We start from the raw sequence: 17,705 nt of genomic DNA, 5'->3' as shown, positions 1-17,705 counted from the left end.
CACGGTCGAACGGATCGGCTGGGCGGTCTCGGCATGCGCCGTATTGCTGTGCCTGCTTCTGACGGCATGCACCCTTCGCCGGGCCGGCGCGTTGAAGCCCCGAACCCAAGATGAAGGAGCTATCCCCATGGTCGACCTCACCCAGATCAAAGAGCACGCCAACGTCATCGGCGCCGACGGCGTCCATGTCGGCACCGTCGATCATCTCGACGGCGACCGGATCAAGCTGACCAAGAACGACAGCGGCGACGGCAAGCACCACTATATCGCGACCGGCCTGGTGGCCGAGGTCGAGGGCAACGACGTCCGCCTCTCCGCCAATGCCGACGTTGCGATCTCGATCTTCGAGGAATCGGAATAAGCCGAAGCGGGCGGTGCCACGCGAATTGCGTCCACCGCCCGCCTCCGCTAAGAACGAGACTCGTCCGCCCCGGATGCGCATCCCACCGATGTCGCATCCGGGGCGGTCCTCTTTCTACGGACACCCGTCCGAACTGCCGGAGCCGCCGATGACCCGCCGCCGCCAGATCTACGAAGGCAAAGCCAAGATCCTGTACGAGGGTCCCGAGCCGGGCACGTTGATCCAGTATTTCAAGGACGACGCCACCGCCTTCAACGCGCAGAAGAAGGGCACGATCAGCGGCAAGGGCGTGCTGAACAACCGTATCTCCGAACACATCTTCACGATGCTCGGCAATATCGGCGTGCCGACCCACTTCATCCGGCGCCTCAACATGCGCGAGCAGCTGATCCGCCAGGTCGAGATCATCCCGATCGAGGTCGTGGTCCGCAACGTCGCCGCCGGGTCGATCGTCAAGCGCCTCGGGATCGAGGAAGGGCTGCAACTGCCCCGGACGATCATCGAATATTATTACAAGGACGACGCGCTCGGCGATCCGATGATCGCGGACGAACATATCGCCTGTTTCGGCTGGGCCAGCCAGGAGGAGATGCACGACATCGCCGACATGGCGATCCGCGTGAACGATTTCCTGTGCGGCCTGTTCGCCGGCATCGGTATCCGGCTGGTCGACTTCAAGCTGGAATTCGGCCGCATCTGGGACAACGACTTCGCCCGCATCCTGCTGGCGGACGAAATCAGCCCCGACGGTTGCCGCCTGTGGGACATCGCGACCGGCGAGAAACTCGACAAGGACCGCTTCCGCCAGGACCTCGGCGGCGAAGTCGAGGCCTATCAAGAAATCGCCCGCCGTCTCGGCCTGCTCCCGGAAGGCGCCGACACGACGGTCCTCGACATGGAACAGCACCGCAAGAAGCGCGACAAGTAGGCCAGTATGGGCTACTTGGTCGGCAGGACTGCTCTACTCTATTATTTGCGGAAGGATGCAAAGGCTTCACTGGCGTTTGCCGTTTCCCTGTATCCGTTTCTCGTCATCGCAGCGCTAACGAGGGGCATAGTTTTCAGGACTTATCCCGAATTGTTTTTTAGATTTCTTCTTGGGCTTCTTGGATTCTGGCTGATACTGTTCATCAGCACAATCCTGCTGAACAGAGCCTTCTACAAGGCGCCGCGTGTCAGTTGAGAAGAACAGTTGCCTGACGCGAAGCTGCTTTGCCATTCCAGCACCATCACCGAGCTCGAGCGCCAAGTGTGTTCAGAGCGCACTCCGCAGGCCTGAGCTTTTATCAGGAGGACGGTAAAATCGGTCTGCGCTATCTTGGTGTCATGCAACGGGCGGCGGCAGAATGGGCGGCCCATCTGTCGTTTGCCTGAATTCTGACCCGGAACGGCGAAACGTCATTCGCGGCATCGCCGGCGCGCTATGCCGTGCGGATTCGCCTCTACTCCGCAGCAACCACCGCATCATCCCGCGCCGGCACCCCCGCCATACGCGCGTCGGCGACCGCCGGAGCCATCCGTACCCAGCCCCCCGGCCCCAGCTGCTCCAGCGGGCGATAGCGCGTCTTGTACTGCATCCGCGGACTCTGCTCGACCCAGTAGCCGAGATAGACATAATCCATGTCCGACCGCGCCGCGCGCAGGATGTGGTCGAGGATGATGAACGTCCCCAGCCCCTGCCGCACGCTCTCGTCCGGTTCGAAGAAGCTGTAGACCATCGACAGCCCATCGGCCTGATGGTCGGTCAGGCACGCGCCCACCAGCCGCCCCGGCCGCCCGTCCACCGCGGGCTCGCGATATTCCACCACCAGCGTGTCGACCGGCGTCTGTTCCACCATGTCGGCGAAATCCAGCTCGTCCATCTCCGCCATCCCGCCGCCCGGATGCCGCGCGGCCAGATAACGGCGGAGCAGCGCGAACTGCTCCTCGGTCGTCCACGGCTTGCACGCAGTGATGTCCAGGTCGGCATGGCGGCGGATCAGCTTGCGCTGGCTGGCGTTCGGGCGAAATTCCTTCGCCACCACCCGCACCGAGATGCACGCCGTACATTCCACGCAGGACGGCCGATACGCCACGCCCTGGCTACGCCGAAACCCGATCCGGCCCAGCGCATCGTTCAGCTCGGTCGCGTGGTCGCCCGACAATTCGGTGAACACCTTCCGCTCGATCCGGCCCGGGATGTACGGGCAGGGCGCGGGAGACGTCACGAAGAAACGGGGAAAACGGAATTGCGCGCTCACCGGCGGTGGAGCCTCTCGTCGGGGATCACTGACTATGGGGTTAGCGCACGAGTCTGAAAAGAGCGTTCATGCCCGACCGTCCTGACGCGGGACATTTCCCCTGCATCCTCGCGCGATACTCCCGCCCCGCGTCAGGCCAGCTCCACCGGCGTCACCTCATATCCCGCCACGTGCAGCGCGGTCATCAACCGCTCCAGATGCGCCCGGTCGCGCGTCTCGCACTCGATGTCGGTGATCAGCCCCTTCGCTGGCAGGGTCGTGAACACGCGCTGGTGATACACCTCGATGATGTTGACCTGCTGTTCGTCGAACACGCGCGCCAGGTTGAAGAGCTGTCCCGGCCGGTCCTTCAACCGGATCCGCAACCGCGCCAGCCGCCCCGACCGCGCCAGATCGCGCAGCAGCACGTTCGCGAGCAATCGCGTATCGATATTGCCGCCGCACAGCACGATACCCACCGTCCGCCCGCGAAACCGGTCCGGATAGGCGAGCAGCGCCGCCAGCCCGGCGGCCCCGGCGCCCTCCACGACGGTCTTCTCGATCTGCAACAGCAACGACACCGCGCGTTCCAGGTCGCGTTCGGCGACCAGCACGATATCGTCGACCAGTTCCTTGATGATCCGCGCGGTGATCCCGCCCGGCTCCTTGACCGCGATCCCCTCGGCCAGCGTATCGCCGCCACATTCCAGGTTCTTGCCGTTGATCCGGTTGTACATCGACGGATAAAGCTCCGCCTCCACGCCGACGACCTCGATCGCGCGGTCCTGCGCCTTGGCGACCGTCGCGATCCCGGAAATCAGCCCGCCGCCGCCGATCGGCACCGCGAACATGTCGATCGCCGGCACATCCTCCAGCATCTCGATCGCGGTCGTGCCCTGTCCGGCGATGATCTTGGCATCGTCGAACGGGTGGACGATCGTCTGGCCTTCGGTCGCCGCCACCGCGCGCGCATGGGCCAGCGACTCGTCGACATTCTCGCCGAACAGGATGATCCGCGCCTCGTGGCTTTCGGTCTGTTGCACCTTCACGATCGGCGTCGTGGTCGGCATCACGATCGTCGCCGGAATGCCCAGCCGCCGCGCATGATAGGCCAGGCCCTGCGCATGGTTGCCGGCCGACGCCGCGATCACGCCGCAACGCCGCTGCGCATCGGTCATCTGCAACAACGTGTTGAGCGCGCCACGCTCCTTGTACGCCGCCGTGAACTGCAGATTTTCGAACTTCAGATACACCGTCGCCCCGGTCATCTCGGACAGCGTCCGGCTCAGCAGCGTCGGCGTCCGCACGATCGCATCCTTGATGCGGGCATGGGCGGCGCGGATATCGTCGATCGAGACCGGCAGGTCGGCGGATGCGGGGGCGATGGTCATGCCGGCTCCGTATCGGACTGGACGGAGATAGAGAACCCGTGTCTTTCAAAGGTTCCTCCCGCTAGGCTGAAACCCGGGCGGCCGGCCAGGAGCATCCGAATGATCGTTTCGTTGCTGGTTCTAATCGTACTGATCCTCCTTTTTGGTGCTGCGGCGGTAAAAGGCTGGATGCGGAGTGCGGCTGTTTGGATCGTCACGATATTAGCGCTTCTTTTCGCATTCGGATGCGTTGCGAATAAGTACGCTCAATCGAATAAACAGCGGGAACATGCGGAGCTTGTATCGCTTGCGTATCAAGATATACTAAAAGATGTCGCGATAGAGTCCAGTAAACCCGTCCATCAGCTGACTGATCGGGTCACATATGATTCAGATTATGACTTATATGTATGCGGTTCAATATTAGGAACTTCGGGTTACGGTGGCCCCAATGGGCGACAGCGGTTTTTGTCCAATGGAGGCAACACCGAGCTGGAGCGGTTAAAGGCGAGCGTAGATTTCGACGTGCGAGTGGCTCTTCACTGCACAAACACACCTGAGCTCGCAGCTGGAGGGTAACGAAAGCCAGGTCGTCAGAATCTTCTCCTTTGGTAAGCTCGCGTAGGCCTCTCGCAAACCCCGCGCCCGCACTCTAAGACCACCCGATGCACGCCACCCGCACCGCCCTCCTCGCCGCCGCGGCGATCCTCCTCGCCACCGCCCCGGCGCATGCGCGGCGCAAGCCCGTCGTGCTGCCCGCGCCACCCAATGCGGGCGGCCTGATCGACAACGTCAACGGCTACACGCTCGACCAGAATGGCCGCGTGATCCGCTTCACCGGCATGCTGATCGACAAGGCCGGCCGCGTGTCGAAGCTCTACCAGTCCGGCGACACCCGCGAAAAATGGCTCGATTTCAAGCTCGACGCTAAAGGCCGCACGCTACTTCCCGGCCTGATCGACGCGCACGGCCACGTCATGGAACTCGGCTTCCGCACGACCGAACTCGACCTCGCGAACACCAGCTCGCTCGCCGATGCGCAGGCGAAACTGCGCGACTACGCCCGCGACCACACCAGCCCCACCTGGATTCGTGGCGGTGGCTGGAACCAGGAACGCTGGGGCCTCGGCCGCTTCCCGACCGCGTCCGACATCGACCGTGTCGTCCGCGACCGCCCCGTGGCACTCGCCCGCGTCGACGGCCACGCGATGCTCGCCAACAGCGCCGCCCTCGCCGCGGCCGGCATCAATGCCAAGACCAAGGACCCCGCCGGCGGCCGGATCGAACGCGATGCCAAGGGCAACCCGACCGGCGTGCTGGTCGACGCCGCCCAGGCACTGCTCGAACGCGCGATCCCGCAACCGCTGCCGCGCGAACGCGACGTGGCATTCGGCAGCGCGCAGGATCAGCTGCTTGCCTTCGGCATCGTCGCCACCGCCGACATGGGCACCACGCCCGATGACTGGAACACCTACCGCCGCGCGGGCGACGCGGGGCGGCTCCGCGTCCGGCTGATCTCCTACGCCGGCGGGATCGAACCGATGCTGTCGATCGCCGGCACCGGCCCGACGCCGTGGCTCTACGACACGCATCTCAAGATGGTCGGCGTCAAACTCTACGACGACGGCGCGCTCGGTTCGCGCGGCGCCTGGCTCAAGCGCCCCTATGCCGATGCCGCCAACCAGCGCGGTCTGCCGTTCCTCGACGATACCAAGCTCCGCAACCTCATGAGCCGCGCCGCGATGGATGGGTTCCAAGTCGCGATCCACGCGATCGGCGACGCCGCCAACGAACAGGCGCTCGACGCGATCGAGGAGGTTGCGCTCACCTACAAGGGCGACCGCCGCTGGCGGATCGAACATGCCCAGATCGTCGACCCGGTCGACCTGAAACGCTTCGGCCAGAACGGGATCATCGCCTCGATGCAGCCCGTCCACCAGACCAGCGACCGCCTGATGGCGGAAGCCCGGCTCGGCGAGTCGCGGCTGGCGGGCGCCTATGCCTGGAAATCGATGCTCGATGCCGGCGCGAAACTCGCCTTCGGGTCCGACTACCCGGCCGAATCGCCCGATCCCTTCGCCGGGATCGCCGCCGCCATCACGCGCGAGGATCCGTCCGGCCAGCCCCCCGGCGGCTGGCACCCCGAACAGAAGGTCGACCTGCCCACCGCGATCGCGGGCTTCACCACCGGTGCCGCCTATGCCAGCTTCACCGAAGGCATCCTCGGCAGCCTCCAGCCCGGCCACCTCGCCGACTTCATCCTCGTCGACACCGACCCCTTCACCGCCACCCCCACGCAAATCCGCGCCACCAAGGTCCAGGAAACCTGGGTCGGCGGCAAACGCGCCTTCCTGCGAAAATAACCAGAAAAGTTCCCCGGCGAAGGCCGGGGCCTAGACACACCCGCTTTACTCGAAGAACCGCCCATCCCGAGCGAAGTCGAGGGACCCTTCGAGCGAAGCCGAGAAGCCAACAGTTCCCCACGACGCAACAGCTCAGGCCCCCCCCAACCCGTTCGGTTCGAGCCTGTCGAGAACGCCGCGCAACGTTCTCGACAAGCTCGAACCAAACGGGTCGGGGGATCAGTAGGTCAAGACGCGAACCGCGCCCCAAAACGCAAACCGCTCAGCATTGGAGATCAAGAAACCCCACCCCCCGTCCGCGCCAGAAACCCACGCACCGCCGTCACGCCCGCATCCCCGTCAATCGCATCGCCATGCCCGCCCGGCACCGTCACCAGCGTCGCATCCACCCCCGCCGCCTTCAGCGTCTCGCTGAACCGCGTCACGGTCTTCGCATCCACCGTCCGGTCATCCCGCCCGACCACCAGCAGCACCGGCACCCGCGCCCGCACGACATAGCCCTGATAATCATAACGCTTCAGGTCGTCCGCCACCTCGATCCGCACGAACGGCCGCAGCATCCCCGGCACCATGTTGCGCCCGACCGCCGGAATGTCCGCCGCGGTCGCTTCCAGCACCAGCCCGGTCACACCGCCCGCCGCCGCGATGTTCGACGCCGGCGCCCCGCCCAGCGAAAAGCCGTAAGCCCAGACCGGCCCCGGCTTCACCCAGCCCGCCGCACCGAACGCCGCACGCAACGCCGGCCCCATCGCGATCAGCGCATCGACCCTCGCGGGCACCGTCGTGCCCCCTCGCCCCGGATAGTCGTACGCGACGATATCGGCCCCCGTCATCGCCGCCAGCCGCGCGAACCGCTCCCCCGAAGTCCGCACGAACGACCCGTTGCCGCCACTGTACAGCAAAGTCCCGACCGATCCCGGCCGCGTCATCCGCACCGCATGCACCTGCCCCAACCCCGGCAGGTCCAGCATCCGCTCGTCCAGCGTGTACCCGGGCGGCGGCACCAGCGCCGGCGGCTGCCCGCTCAGCGCCATTTCCGGAAACAGCGACCCCTGATCGACGACCGCGGTACACCCGCCCAGCACCAGCAAACCCGCAAGACCGATGAACCGCATCCTGAATCCCCCTTTTTAACACTAACTTATATTATGATCTATCCAGGGATTATTGTTCCACAATTCTGAACCTCAGCTAACGATCGCCAATTTCAGTGTTCGTTATAAGAAATAAGCGAGCAACAACTATTTCATGCAATAGACGAGACTATCGGTGGCGGCCGATCCGCTTCGACGATTTCGATTGGATAATCCGCAAACCAAATCGGGAAACCGCGTTTCTCGTCGCGTTCCGCACATCCGAGAACTTCGGTCAACCACCCGGCATAGGCCCAGTCGCGACCCTGACCCTTCGCCGCGATCATAGGAAACCGATCAAGAAACATCATGCCCAATTCACGCGCGGACCGCCCGGGCGCATCGGTCCACCCGAAATAACCATCCTGCGAACCCGTCGAATAATAGGCCACTTCATCCGGCCGATCCCCGTCCGCCAGCGCAATGCCGTCGGCCAGCATCGCGTCGGCATGCGTGATGAGGCATCGCCAGTGCAGACCGCTCGGCGCCATGCCGGAACGGAAGCGGATCCGCTGATACCCCGCCTTGTGCAACTCGTGGATCATCGTGAGCAGCCGCGTGATCGCGCGATACGTCGCGTTCGTCGAAGGCTTCAAGGAGATCGTCTGCATCGTCCGTCGTCCTTGTCCACAATCAGCCTGAATGTTCCGCGCGCTACCCCTGCGGCGGAAGCGCCGCGGTGCCGGCCCCCAACGCCAGCAACGCGAACGTCGCCAGCCAATGCTCGCCCATATAATCGCCCGCGACATGACCCAGCGCGGCGTCCAGGTGCCGCATCGCCACATCGCGCAACCCCGGCATCCCCGCCGCGTCGGCCAGTACGAACCAGCACCACGCCCGGCTGAGGTTCAACCCGTCGAGATGCGCGATCTTGCCGTCGCTGCGGTCCGACACGGTCGCCGGCAGGAACAGCGTCGCCGGCTCCCCCTTCCCCACATCCGGCAGGAAGCCCGCGAACCACGCGCCGAACCGGGCGCCCAGCACACGCGCCATCAGCACCGCCTCGACCAGCGTCGCCGACAGGAAATCGTCCCCGCCCGGCTCCCAAGCCTGCGCCCGCAGATCGCCCCCGAACCAGTCCACCGCCCGCGCCCGGATCAGCGCCGCCAGCGCCGGATCGCGCGCATCCGCCCACTCCAGCGCAAGGATCAGCGCAAACGCCGTACTGCCATGCGTGCCGGTCCGTACCGGATAGGTCAGCTTCGGCAGATACACCATGAAGCGCGCCGCAAACGCCTCCGCCAGCGGCCGCATCGCGTCGGCCCAACGCAACTCATCATGCCGTTCCAGCTCATGATGCAGCGCCAGCGCCCAGCCCCAGCCATAAGGCCGCTCGAACCCGTTCGTCCCCGGCCGGTCGAGATAGGCACGTTCGCCGCCCAGCTTCTCCGCGGTCAGCGTCGCATCGGCCCGCTGCCGGATCGCGGCCGCCTCCGGCAAGTCCGGAAACAGCCGCGCGATCCGCATCAGCTGCCACCAGCCATGGACACAGCTATGCCAGTCGAAACTGCCATGAAACGCCGGATGCAGGACCGCCGGCGCCACCACATCCTCCGGCCCGGTCAGCACCTGATCCAGCTTGAACGGCCACGGCCGCCCGACATGGCCCAACGTCAGCTCCGCGAACCGCGCGGCAAGCTCGGGTGTCAGCATCGTCATGTCCGGAACCCCAGGAAATAGATCAGCAGGATATTGACCACCAGTAGCACGACCGCCGTCGGCGCCTGCGCGCGGATCACCGCACTCCGGTCCAGGTCGAGCAGCACCGCCGGCACCAGGTTGAAATTCGCCGCCATCGGCGTCAGCAACGTGCCGCAGAAGCCGGCCAGCATCCCCACCGCCGCGATCAGCGCCGGGTCGCCGCCCATGCCCCGCACCAGCACCGGCACGCCGACCCCCGCAGTCATCACCGGGAACGCCGCGAACGCATTGCCCATCACGATCGTGAACCCCGCCATGCCCAGCCCGTAGACCAGCACCGCCACGAACAGATTGCCGTCCGGGATCGCCCGCGCCGCCAGCCCGCCGACGACGTCGCCCACGCCGGCCAAAGCGAACACCGCCCCCAGCGCCGCCAACATCTGCGGCAACACCGCGGCCCAGCCGACTCCGTCCATCAACCCCCGCCCCGCATCGAACGGCGCCCGCACGGTCGGCCGGAACCAGACATAACAGACCGCCAGCGCCACCAGCACGCCGATCGTCAGCGACACTAGAGTCACCTGCTTCGGATCGATCCAGTCCGGCTTGAGCAAAGTTCCCGCCAGCGCCACCACCGGCACGATCAGCGCCGGCAGGAACAGCCTGTTGCCATACCGCTCCGCCCCCGCACCATCGCTCGCACCGGCCGCCCCGCGCCCCACCGCCCCGGTCCCGCCCAACGCGACCAGCGCCAGCACAAGCACCCCGTTGCCGACATCCCCCAGTCGGTCCCCGGCAAAGAAGCTCACCGCGATCAGCCCGTAGAACGCCCCCGTGCCGAACCGCCGAGGATTGCTCCGGTCCATGACCGACAACCACGCAAACGCCGCAAACGTCGCCCCCGCGACCGCATAGACGAACTCAAGCCCGATCATGCGCCACACCTATGACCGAGCGAGCCAACGCCGCCCGAGCCGAGCCCGCAGAAACCCCTCACGCCCGCCGATCCAGCCACAACAACCGCGCGCCATGCACCAGCAGAGCCGCAACCGCCGTCGGGATCGCCCACAGCGACAGATGGATCGGCGCGATGTCGTAGCCGTACTGCGCCATCGTCCCTTTGATCAGCAGGATCGATCCGATCGCGATGAAGATATCCTCGCCGAAGAACAGCCCGATATTGTCGGTCCCGGCCGCCATCGCCTTCACCCGCTCGCACGTGGGTTGATCGAACCCCTGCCGCTCCGCCGCCGCGACCGCCATCGGCGCCACCAGCGGCCGCACCGTCTGCGGATGCCCCGCGATCGACGTCAGCCCCAGCGCCGCCGTCACCTGCCGGAACAGCATATAGCCGAGCAGCAACCGCCCCACCGTCGCCCCCCGCATCCCCGCCACCAACCCACGCGCCCGCGCCTGCAATCCCTGCCGCTCCAGCAGCCCGACAACCGGCAAAACGATATAGATGATGGTCACATAGCGTGTGTCGTTGAACGCCCGCCCGAACGCCGCCAACACCGCCACCGGCTCCAACCCCGCCGCCAGCCCCGTCACAAGCGTGGCAGCCGCGACGACCAACAACGGATTGAACCGCAGGAGGAAACCCAGCGCGACGACCGCAATGCCGGACAGGACTAACACGACACCAAAGACCCAACCCCGCGCCCGCCCGCCAGAACAGTTCCCCGGCGAAGGCCGGGGCCTAGGTGAAGCGCCCGCACAAAGGCCCCGGCCTGCGCCGGGGAACACTTGCGGTCATGGCTCGATCGTTTCGAAGCCGAACACACCACATCGGCGCCACAACCAACCCACGCCATCACGCCGCCCCGAACCCGCCGCCACCGGGCGTCTCGATCAGGAAAACATCCCCCTCCGCCATCTCCACCAGCGCGGTCGAGCCCAGCATCTCGACGGAACCGTCCCCCCGCCGCACCCGGTTGATGCCCACCGCGCCATCCGCTCCGCCAGCAACCCCGAACGGCGCCACCCGCCGCCGGTTCGACAAAATCCCCGCCGTCATCGCCTCGCGAAACCGGACATGCCGCACCACGCCGTCGCCGCCACGATGCGCCCCCGCACCTCCCGACCCCCGCCGGATCGCGAAGCGTTCGATCAGCACCGGAAACCGGTCCTCGAACACCTCCGGATCGGTCAGCCGGCTGTTCGTCATGTGCGTCTGCACCGCACTCGCCCCGTCGGCCGCGGCACTCGCCCCCGCGCCGCCCGCGATCGTCTCGTAATATTGATGCGCCGCATTCCCGAACGTGAAATTGTTCATCGTCCCCTGCGAAGCCGCCAGCAGCCCCAGCGCCCCGTACAGCGCATCCGTCACCACCTGGCTCGTCTCGACATTCCCTGCCACCACGGCGGCCGGATAGCGTGGCGACAGCATCGACCCGTCCGGGATCACGATCTCCACACTGCGCAGGCACCCGTCGTTGAGCGGCATCGTGCCCCCCACCAGGGTCCGGAACACATACATCACCGCCGCCCGCGTGATCGACCGCGGAGCGTTGAAGTTGCTCGGCAACTGCCCGCTCGTGCCCGTGAAATCCACGGTCGCGGTCCGCCCCGCGCGGTCGATCCGCACCGCCACGCGCACCACCGCACCCCCGTCCAATTCGTACGCGAACGCCCCCTCCGGCAGGTCCGCGATCAACGCCTTCACCGCGGCATCGGCATTGGCCTGGACATGCTCCATATAGGCCGCGACCGTGACCAGCCCGTAGCGCTCCACCAGCGCATCCAGCCCCGCCTGCCCGCGCGCACACGCCGCGACCTGCGCGCGCAGATCGGCGATGTTGCGATCCGGATCGCGCGCCGGCCACGGCCCGCCGGCCAGCAGCGCGCGCACCTCCGCCTCACGGAACCGCCCGGCATCGACCACTAGCACGTCGTCGAACAGCACGCCCTCTTCGAGGACCGAGGTGCTGCCCGGCGGCATCGACCCCGGGCTAGACCCGCCGATATCGGCATGATGCCCGCGTGCCACGACGAAGAAGTCCGGCGCATCCGACGCGCTTTTTCGATCTTTGGCGGCAAACACCGGCATCACCACCGTCAAATCGGGCAGATGCGTGCCCCCCGCATAAGGCGCGTTCAGCGCGTAGACGTCGCCGCGCAAGATCCCGCGCCCGTCCGCCGCGCCTCCGCGATTGGCGATGATCGTCCGGATGCTGTCGCCCATCGACCCGAGATGCACCGGAATATGCGGTGCATTGGCGATCAGACTGCCGCGCGCGTCGAACAACGCGCAGGAGAAATCGAGCCGCTCGCGGATGTTCACCGACGACGCGCTATGCTGCAACGCCGCGCCCATCTCCTCGGCGATCGCCATGAACTGACCGTCGAAGATCTCGAGCCGCACCGGGTCCAGCTCCGGCCCGACCTCCGCCCCGGCCACCCCGTCCACCCGCGCCAGCATCAGATTGCCGAGCGCATCGACCCGCGCCGACCAGCCCGGATCGACCACCACGGTGGACGTCGCATCGACGATCAGCGCCGGCCCCGCGACCTCGGTCCCGGCCGCCAGCGCCCCACGCCGCCGGACCGCAACGGACCGCGCCGCGCCGTCCATCCAGGCCGTCGCGCTTTCCGCTACATCCTCGCCGGCCGCCGCCCAGTCCGGCTCGTCCCCCGCATCGCCCGGCTCCACCGCCTCGATGCGCAGCATGTCGAGCACCGGCACCGCATCGCTCGCATAACCGAACCGCGCCCGGTACGCCGCAGCATAGTCCGCCGCCATCGCCGCCGGATCGCCCAGCGCCACCTCGATCGCGCTCTCGCTCCCCGGCTGACGCAGATGCGCGCTCCCGTCGACCGCCGCGTCCACGATCCCCTGCTCCGCCAGCTCCGCCCGCGCCGCGTCCGACAGCGCCGCCACCGCCTCCGCGATCGCCGGTCCGGCGTCCGCATCCAGCGCGATCCCCAGCGTCCGTTCGCGCACCGCCGACTGCCGCGCCATGCCCATGCCGTAAGCCGACAACAGGCTCGCGTGCCGGTGGATCATCACCCGCCCCATGCCCAGCGCATCCGCCACCAGGCACGCATGCTGCCCGCCCGCCCCGCCGAAACAGGCGAGCGTGTAGCGCGTCACGTCATGGCCTCGTGCCGTCGAGATCGTCTTGATCGCATTGGCCATGCTGGCCACCGCGATCGCCAGAAACCCCTCCGCCGCCTGTTCCGCCGGCATGTCGAGCCCAAGCTCCTCAAGCCGCGCCACCACCGCTTGCGCGTCGAGCGGCTGGTCGCCATTCGGCCCGAAAAGGCTCGGAAAATGCTCCGCCCGAATGCGTCCGAGCAACAGGTTGCAGTCGGTCACCGTCAACGGCCCGCCGCGCCGGTAACAGGCCGGCCCCGGTACCGCGCCCGCCGACTCCGGCCCAACCCGGAACCGCCCCTGTTCGACCGAACAGATCGATCCGCCGCCCGCCGCCACCGTATGGATCCGCATCATCGGCGCACGGATCCGCACGCCCGCCACCACCGCCTCGTTGGTCCGCTCGTACCGCCCGGCATAATGCGACACGTCGGTCGATGTACCGCCCATGTCGAACCCGATCACGTCGTCAACACCCGCCGCCCGCGCGGTATGGGCCATCCCCACGATCCCGCCCGCCGGCCCCGACAGGATCGCGTCGCGCCCATGGAACAGCGCCCCATCGACCAGCCCGCCGCTCGATCGCATGAACAACGTCCGCGCCTCCGCACCCAGCCCGGCGCGCACCTGGTCGACATAGGCCGCCAGCCCCGGCGACAGATACGCATCCGCCACGGTCGTATCGCCGCGCCCGATCAGCTTCACCAGCGGCCCCACGACATGGCTGACCGACACTTGGCGGAACCCCACCGCGCGAGCGATGTCCGCGACGATCACCTCATGCGCCGGATGCCGATGCCCGTGCATCAGCACGACCGCAATCGCCCGGAACCCGGCGTCATAGGCCGCACCCAACGCCGCACGCACCGCGTCCGGGTCGGGCGCCTGCAACACCGCACCCTCCGCCGTCACCCGCTCGCCGATCTCCACGACATCGTCGTACAGCGGCTCAGGCAACCGGATGTCGCGCGCAAAGATATCCGGCCGGTTCTGGTTCCCGATCCTGAGCGCATCGCCGAACCCCGCCGTGATCGCCAGCAACGTCCGCGCGCCCTTGCGCTCCAGCAGCGCATTCGTCGCGACGGTCGTCCCCATCCGCAGTTCCAGCGGCGGCAACGTCCCGTCAGCGATGCCCGTCAGCCGGCGGATCCCCGCCACCGCGGCATCGTCATAGCGTTCCGGATCGGCGGACAGCAGCTTGGCCGTCCGGATCGTCCCGTCGGGGTCACGCGCCACGATGTCCGTGAACGTGCCGCCACGATCGACCCAGAACCGCCACATGCTATCCGCCCCCGCGCTCAGCGCGCGGTCAGCAGCGTGTCGAGCCGCGCAGTGCCCTTGCCCACCTTCTCCAGCCGCGGATATTTCGGCCCGTCATAATAAGGGATCGCGACCGTGCTGAACCGGTCGCCCTGCTTCACCAGCAGCTGGATCGGCGTCTTGCGCGTCTGCGCGTCCTTGACCGCGGTCTTCAGCGCGTCGCCGCTATACGCCTTCCCGCCCACCGCGGTGATGACCGCATTGTTGGTCAGCCCCGCCCGGAACGCCGGGCTGTCCCAGATCACCTGCCCCAGCCCGCCGTCCGCGCCGACCGTGAAGCCGAGCGAATAGGTCAGGTCGGTGTTCTTCGCGGTCTTCTCGTTGTTCTTCCACCACTGGGTCGGCTCCGCGGCATAGACCAGCCGGTACCCGCCCTTCTCCAGCCAGCCGAGCGGCGCACGCGGCGCAATCTGGTTCACCCGCGTGTCGAGGAACGTGTTCCAATCATAGGGCACGACCTTGTTCAGCGCCGCCGCGACATCCGCGAACTGATAGGTCAGCACGCCCCAGTCGCGGTCGTTCATCCCGAAGAACACCCGCGCAAAATCGTCGAGCGACTTCTTCCCCTTCGTCAGCTCGCGGATCTGCATGTCGGCATCCAGCCAGATCAGCAGCCCCTCATTGTAATAATCCTCCGACCGCTGCCAGCTGACCCACGGCTGCGGCCGCCGCGCGGACAGGATCGGATCGTTGGTCGTATCGATCAGCGGGCGCCAGTTCCGCCCCGGCCGCTTGTCCAGCGTCGCCGCGATCGACGCATAGGCCGCAAGCGTATCCTCCTTGGACACGAGACCGGACCGCGCCTGCAGCACATAACCCCAATACTGCGTCTGGCCCTCGTAGACCCACAGGAGCGAATTGCGCATCGGCTGCGAATATTCGGCGGTGTAGAGGTCCGCCCCGCGGCGATACTTGCCGTCCCAGCTATGGGTATATTCGTGCGGCAACAGGTTGCGGCGGCCCGATCCCTCGTCCCACTTGGTGAAATAGCCCGGCGTGACGCCATTCTCGGACGACCGGTGATGCTCCAGCCCAATCCCGCCCATCTTGTCGGTGATCGCCAGCAGGAAATCATAATGGTCGTAATGCTGCGCGCCGAACAGGCGCGTCGCCTGCGTCACCAAGTTGCGGTGCTTGTGGATCTGCTCCGGCGTCGCGGCCAGCTCCTCGGGCGTATCGGCGACGATGTTCAGCCGCACGCCCGGCGCCAGCGTCTCCTGCCGGAAATTGATGCCCGCGAACATCGGACTGTCGACCAGCGTCTCGAACGACACCGGCTTGAACGCCACGGTCCCGGTCGCCGCCGGATCGACGGGCTCCAGCGCCACGCCATATTTCCAGCCCACCGGCAGGATCGCCGTCGCCGCCACCGGGATCTGCCGCGCATAATATCCGGCCGGATAGAAGGCCGTCAGGTTCCACTGCAGGTTCAGCATCTCGGGCGTCATCACCACGCGGCCCTGCGCGTTCGACACGGGCGACACATATTGGAACTCGACCGTCACCGCGGTGGCACCCTGCGGCACGTCGACCTTGACGGCGTACACCTCGACCGGATCGCGCTTCCACGGCAGCACCTGTCCGCCCGCACTGATCTTCAGCCCCGCGACATCGTCGATGCTCCCGCGTGGAGCATGGTTGCCCGGCAGCCATTTCGGATAGAGCAAGGTCAGCGGCCCGGCCTGCGCCACCGGGATCGTCTCGCGCACCGTGAAGATGCCGCGCTGCGTATCGGTCGCATCCACGACCAGCGTCACCGTCCCCGGATAGGCCACGTCGCGCGCCGCGGGAATATTGTCCGGCACCGGCAGCACCGCCGCCATCGTCTGCCGCGGCTGCGCGCTGGCGGCGACCGAGAGGCAGGTGGTGACCAGCAGGACGGACTGGACGGCAAGGCGGACAGGGCGGAACGACATCGGCAACGGATCTCCGGCAACGGGCAGACCGATGGGATGAAGCCCCTGCCCCGCCCCGTCAATCCATCACCGAACCGCCCGGACGCGCCACCCCGCACCTCCGTCGCATGGCAGAGGCGGGACCCGTGACGCCGCATCGCCGAAGCCCCGGCGAGCCCAGGGATCCGAAGGACCGGCGCCATGACCCGAGAGCAACGAACGCCCCCCGGTCAGAACGGCCCCGCGCACGCTTACGAGGTCGCCTCAGCCGCGATGATCACCTTCAGCGCACCCGTCTCGGCGGCGTTGGCGAATGTCTCGTAGGCCTCCATCATCTGGTCGAACCCGAACCGGTGCGTGATCAGCAACGTCGGGTCGATCTTCTGCGCGGCCACGATCTTCAGCAGCATCGGCGTGCTCGACGTATCGACCAGCCGCGTCGTGATCGCGATGTTGCGGTCCCACAACGCCTCCAGATGCAGCGTCACCGGTTTGCCATGTACGCCCACATTGGCGATCACGCCGCCGGGCGCGATGATCTGCTCGCACAGTTCGAACGTCGCCGGGATGCCGACCGCCTCGATCGCGGTGTCGACGCCGCGGTCGCCGGTCATCGCCATCACCTGCTCGGCGATCATGCCGGTGCTGCTGTTGATCGTCGCGGTCGCGCCGAAGCGTTTCGCGATCTCCAACCGGTTGTCGTCGATGTCGATCATGATGATCTCCGCCGGCGAATAGAATTGCGCGGTCAGCAGCGCCGCCAGCCCGATCGGCCCCGACCCCACGATCGCGACGGTCGAACCGGGCTGCACCTTTCCGTTCAGCACGCCGCACTCGAACCCCGTCGGCAGGATGTCGCTCAACATCACCAGCGCTTCCTCGTCGGCGCCGTCCGGGATCGGATACAGACTGGTGTCGGCATGCGGCGTGCGGACAAACTCGGCCTGCGTGCCGTCGATCGTGTTGCCCAGGATCCAGCCGCCGGTCGTGCAGTGCGAGAACATCCCCTTCCGGCAATAATCGCACTTCCCGCATGCGCTGACGCAGGAGATCAGGACATGGTCGCCCGGCTTGAACGCCGTCACCGCCGCGCCGACCGCGTCGACAACACCGACGCCTTCATGCCCCAGGATACGCCCCGGCGTGCAGCTCGCCACGTCGCCCTTCAGGATGTGCAGGTCGGTGCCGCAGATCGTCGTCCGGGTGATCCGCACGATCGCGTCGGTCGGATCGCGTAGCTCCGGCTTGGCATGATCCTCATACGACTTCACGCCGGGACCTTTGTAGACGAGAGCTTTCATGGGGAC

General features: G+C 66.8%; 15 protein-coding genes. 4 read left to right on the top strand and 11 right to left on the bottom strand.

What is annotated here, in order from left to right:
- Nucleotides 1–127 precede the first annotated feature (127 nt).
- Both ACFSGX_RS04015 and purC read left to right on the top strand, forming a co-directional pair.
- Nucleotides 128–361, top strand: a complete 234-nt coding sequence (locus ACFSGX_RS04015; protein WP_157175833.1) for a DUF2171 domain-containing protein — start codon at nt 128–130, stop codon at nt 359–361.
- 148 nt (nt 362–509) lie between these two features.
- On the top strand, nt 510–1,289 hold the full coding sequence (gene purC, locus ACFSGX_RS04010; protein ID WP_380927656.1) for a phosphoribosylaminoimidazolesuccinocarboxamide synthase: 780 nt from the start codon (nt 510–512) through the stop codon (nt 1,287–1,289).
- A 114-nt stretch (nt 1,290–1,403) separates the two neighbouring features.
- Here purC and ACFSGX_RS04005 read toward each other — a convergent pair whose 3' ends face one another.
- The 3 genes from ACFSGX_RS04005 to ACFSGX_RS03995 form a co-directional block, all read right to left on the bottom strand.
- Nucleotides 1,404–1,580 carry a hypothetical protein gene (locus ACFSGX_RS04005; RefSeq protein WP_380927655.1) on the bottom strand — a complete coding sequence of 59 codons (177 nt, stop codon included), beginning with the start codon at nt 1,578–1,580 and terminating at the stop codon, nt 1,404–1,406.
- Between the two features lie 223 nt (nt 1,581–1,803).
- Nucleotides 1,804–2,601, bottom strand: coding sequence for an arginyltransferase (locus ACFSGX_RS04000; protein WP_380927653.1), 798 nt, complete (start codon nt 2,599–2,601; stop codon nt 1,804–1,806).
- A gap of 131 nt (nt 2,602–2,732) precedes the next feature.
- Entirely contained in the window at nt 2,733–3,971 is a 1,239-nt protein-coding gene (locus tag ACFSGX_RS03995; protein WP_380927652.1) for a threonine ammonia-lyase, read from the bottom strand.
- A 99-nt stretch (nt 3,972–4,070) separates the two neighbouring features.
- Here ACFSGX_RS03995 and ACFSGX_RS03990 point away from each other — a divergent pair, with 99 nt between their 5' ends.
- Both ACFSGX_RS03990 and ACFSGX_RS03985 read left to right on the top strand, forming a co-directional pair.
- Nucleotides 4,071–4,529, top strand: coding sequence for a hypothetical protein (locus ACFSGX_RS03990; RefSeq protein WP_380927651.1), 459 nt, complete (start codon nt 4,071–4,073; stop codon nt 4,527–4,529).
- An 86-nt stretch (nt 4,530–4,615) separates the two neighbouring features.
- Nucleotides 4,616–6,313 (top strand): amidohydrolase, encoded by a 1,698-nt coding sequence (locus tag ACFSGX_RS03985; RefSeq protein ID WP_380927649.1) that lies wholly within the window; start codon nt 4,616–4,618, stop codon nt 6,311–6,313.
- Nucleotides 6,314–6,588: 275 nt separating this feature from the next.
- Here the strand turns inward: ACFSGX_RS03985 and ACFSGX_RS03980 are convergent, their stop codons facing one another.
- The 8 genes from ACFSGX_RS03980 to ACFSGX_RS03945 all read right to left on the bottom strand — a co-directional run bounded on the left by ACFSGX_RS03980 (nt 6,589) and on the right by ACFSGX_RS03945 (nt 17,699).
- Complete coding sequence (locus tag ACFSGX_RS03980) at nt 6,589–7,428, bottom strand: alpha/beta fold hydrolase (protein ID WP_380927647.1); 840 nt, start codon at nt 7,426–7,428, stop codon at nt 6,589–6,591.
- Between the two features lie 131 nt (nt 7,429–7,559).
- A complete protein-coding gene (locus ACFSGX_RS03975) occupies nt 7,560–8,057 on the bottom strand; it encodes a hypothetical protein (protein WP_380927646.1) in 498 nt (165 codons plus the stop codon).
- Nucleotides 8,058–8,100: 43 nt separating this feature from the next.
- Nucleotides 8,101–9,105 carry a DUF2891 domain-containing protein gene (locus ACFSGX_RS03970; RefSeq protein WP_380927645.1) on the bottom strand — a complete coding sequence of 335 codons (1,005 nt, stop codon included), beginning with the start codon at nt 9,103–9,105 and terminating at the stop codon, nt 8,101–8,103.
- Nucleotides 9,102–10,022 (bottom strand): DUF979 domain-containing protein, encoded by a 921-nt coding sequence (locus tag ACFSGX_RS03965; RefSeq protein ID WP_380927643.1) that lies wholly within the window; start codon nt 10,020–10,022, stop codon nt 9,102–9,104. Before ACFSGX_RS03965 ends, ACFSGX_RS03970 begins: the two co-directional genes overlap by 4 nt.
- Nucleotides 10,023–10,080: 58 nt before the next feature.
- On the bottom strand, nt 10,081–10,725 hold the full coding sequence (locus tag ACFSGX_RS03960) for a DUF969 domain-containing protein (RefSeq protein ID WP_380927642.1): 645 nt from the start codon (nt 10,723–10,725) through the stop codon (nt 10,081–10,083).
- A gap of 175 nt (nt 10,726–10,900) precedes the next feature.
- Complete coding sequence (locus ACFSGX_RS03955; protein ID WP_380927640.1) at nt 10,901–14,464, bottom strand: hydantoinase B/oxoprolinase family protein; 3,564 nt, start codon at nt 14,462–14,464, stop codon at nt 10,901–10,903.
- Between the two features lie 17 nt (nt 14,465–14,481).
- Nucleotides 14,482–16,419, bottom strand: a complete 1,938-nt coding sequence (locus tag ACFSGX_RS03950; protein WP_380927638.1) for a M61 family metallopeptidase — start codon at nt 16,417–16,419, stop codon at nt 14,482–14,484.
- A gap of 230 nt (nt 16,420–16,649) precedes the next feature.
- On the bottom strand, nt 16,650–17,699 hold the full coding sequence (locus ACFSGX_RS03945) for a zinc-dependent alcohol dehydrogenase family protein (protein ID WP_380927636.1): 1,050 nt from the start codon (nt 17,697–17,699) through the stop codon (nt 16,650–16,652).
- Nucleotides 17,700–17,705: the final 6 nt, after the last annotated feature.

The sequence above is a fragment of the Sphingomonas arantia genome, from assembly GCF_042682045.1.
Classification (GTDB): Bacteria; Pseudomonadota; Alphaproteobacteria; order Sphingomonadales; family Sphingomonadaceae; genus Sphingomonas_R; species Sphingomonas_R arantia.
The sequence above is the reverse complement of the archived record's forward strand: the minus strand, read 5'-3'. Positions and strand labels throughout refer to the sequence as shown.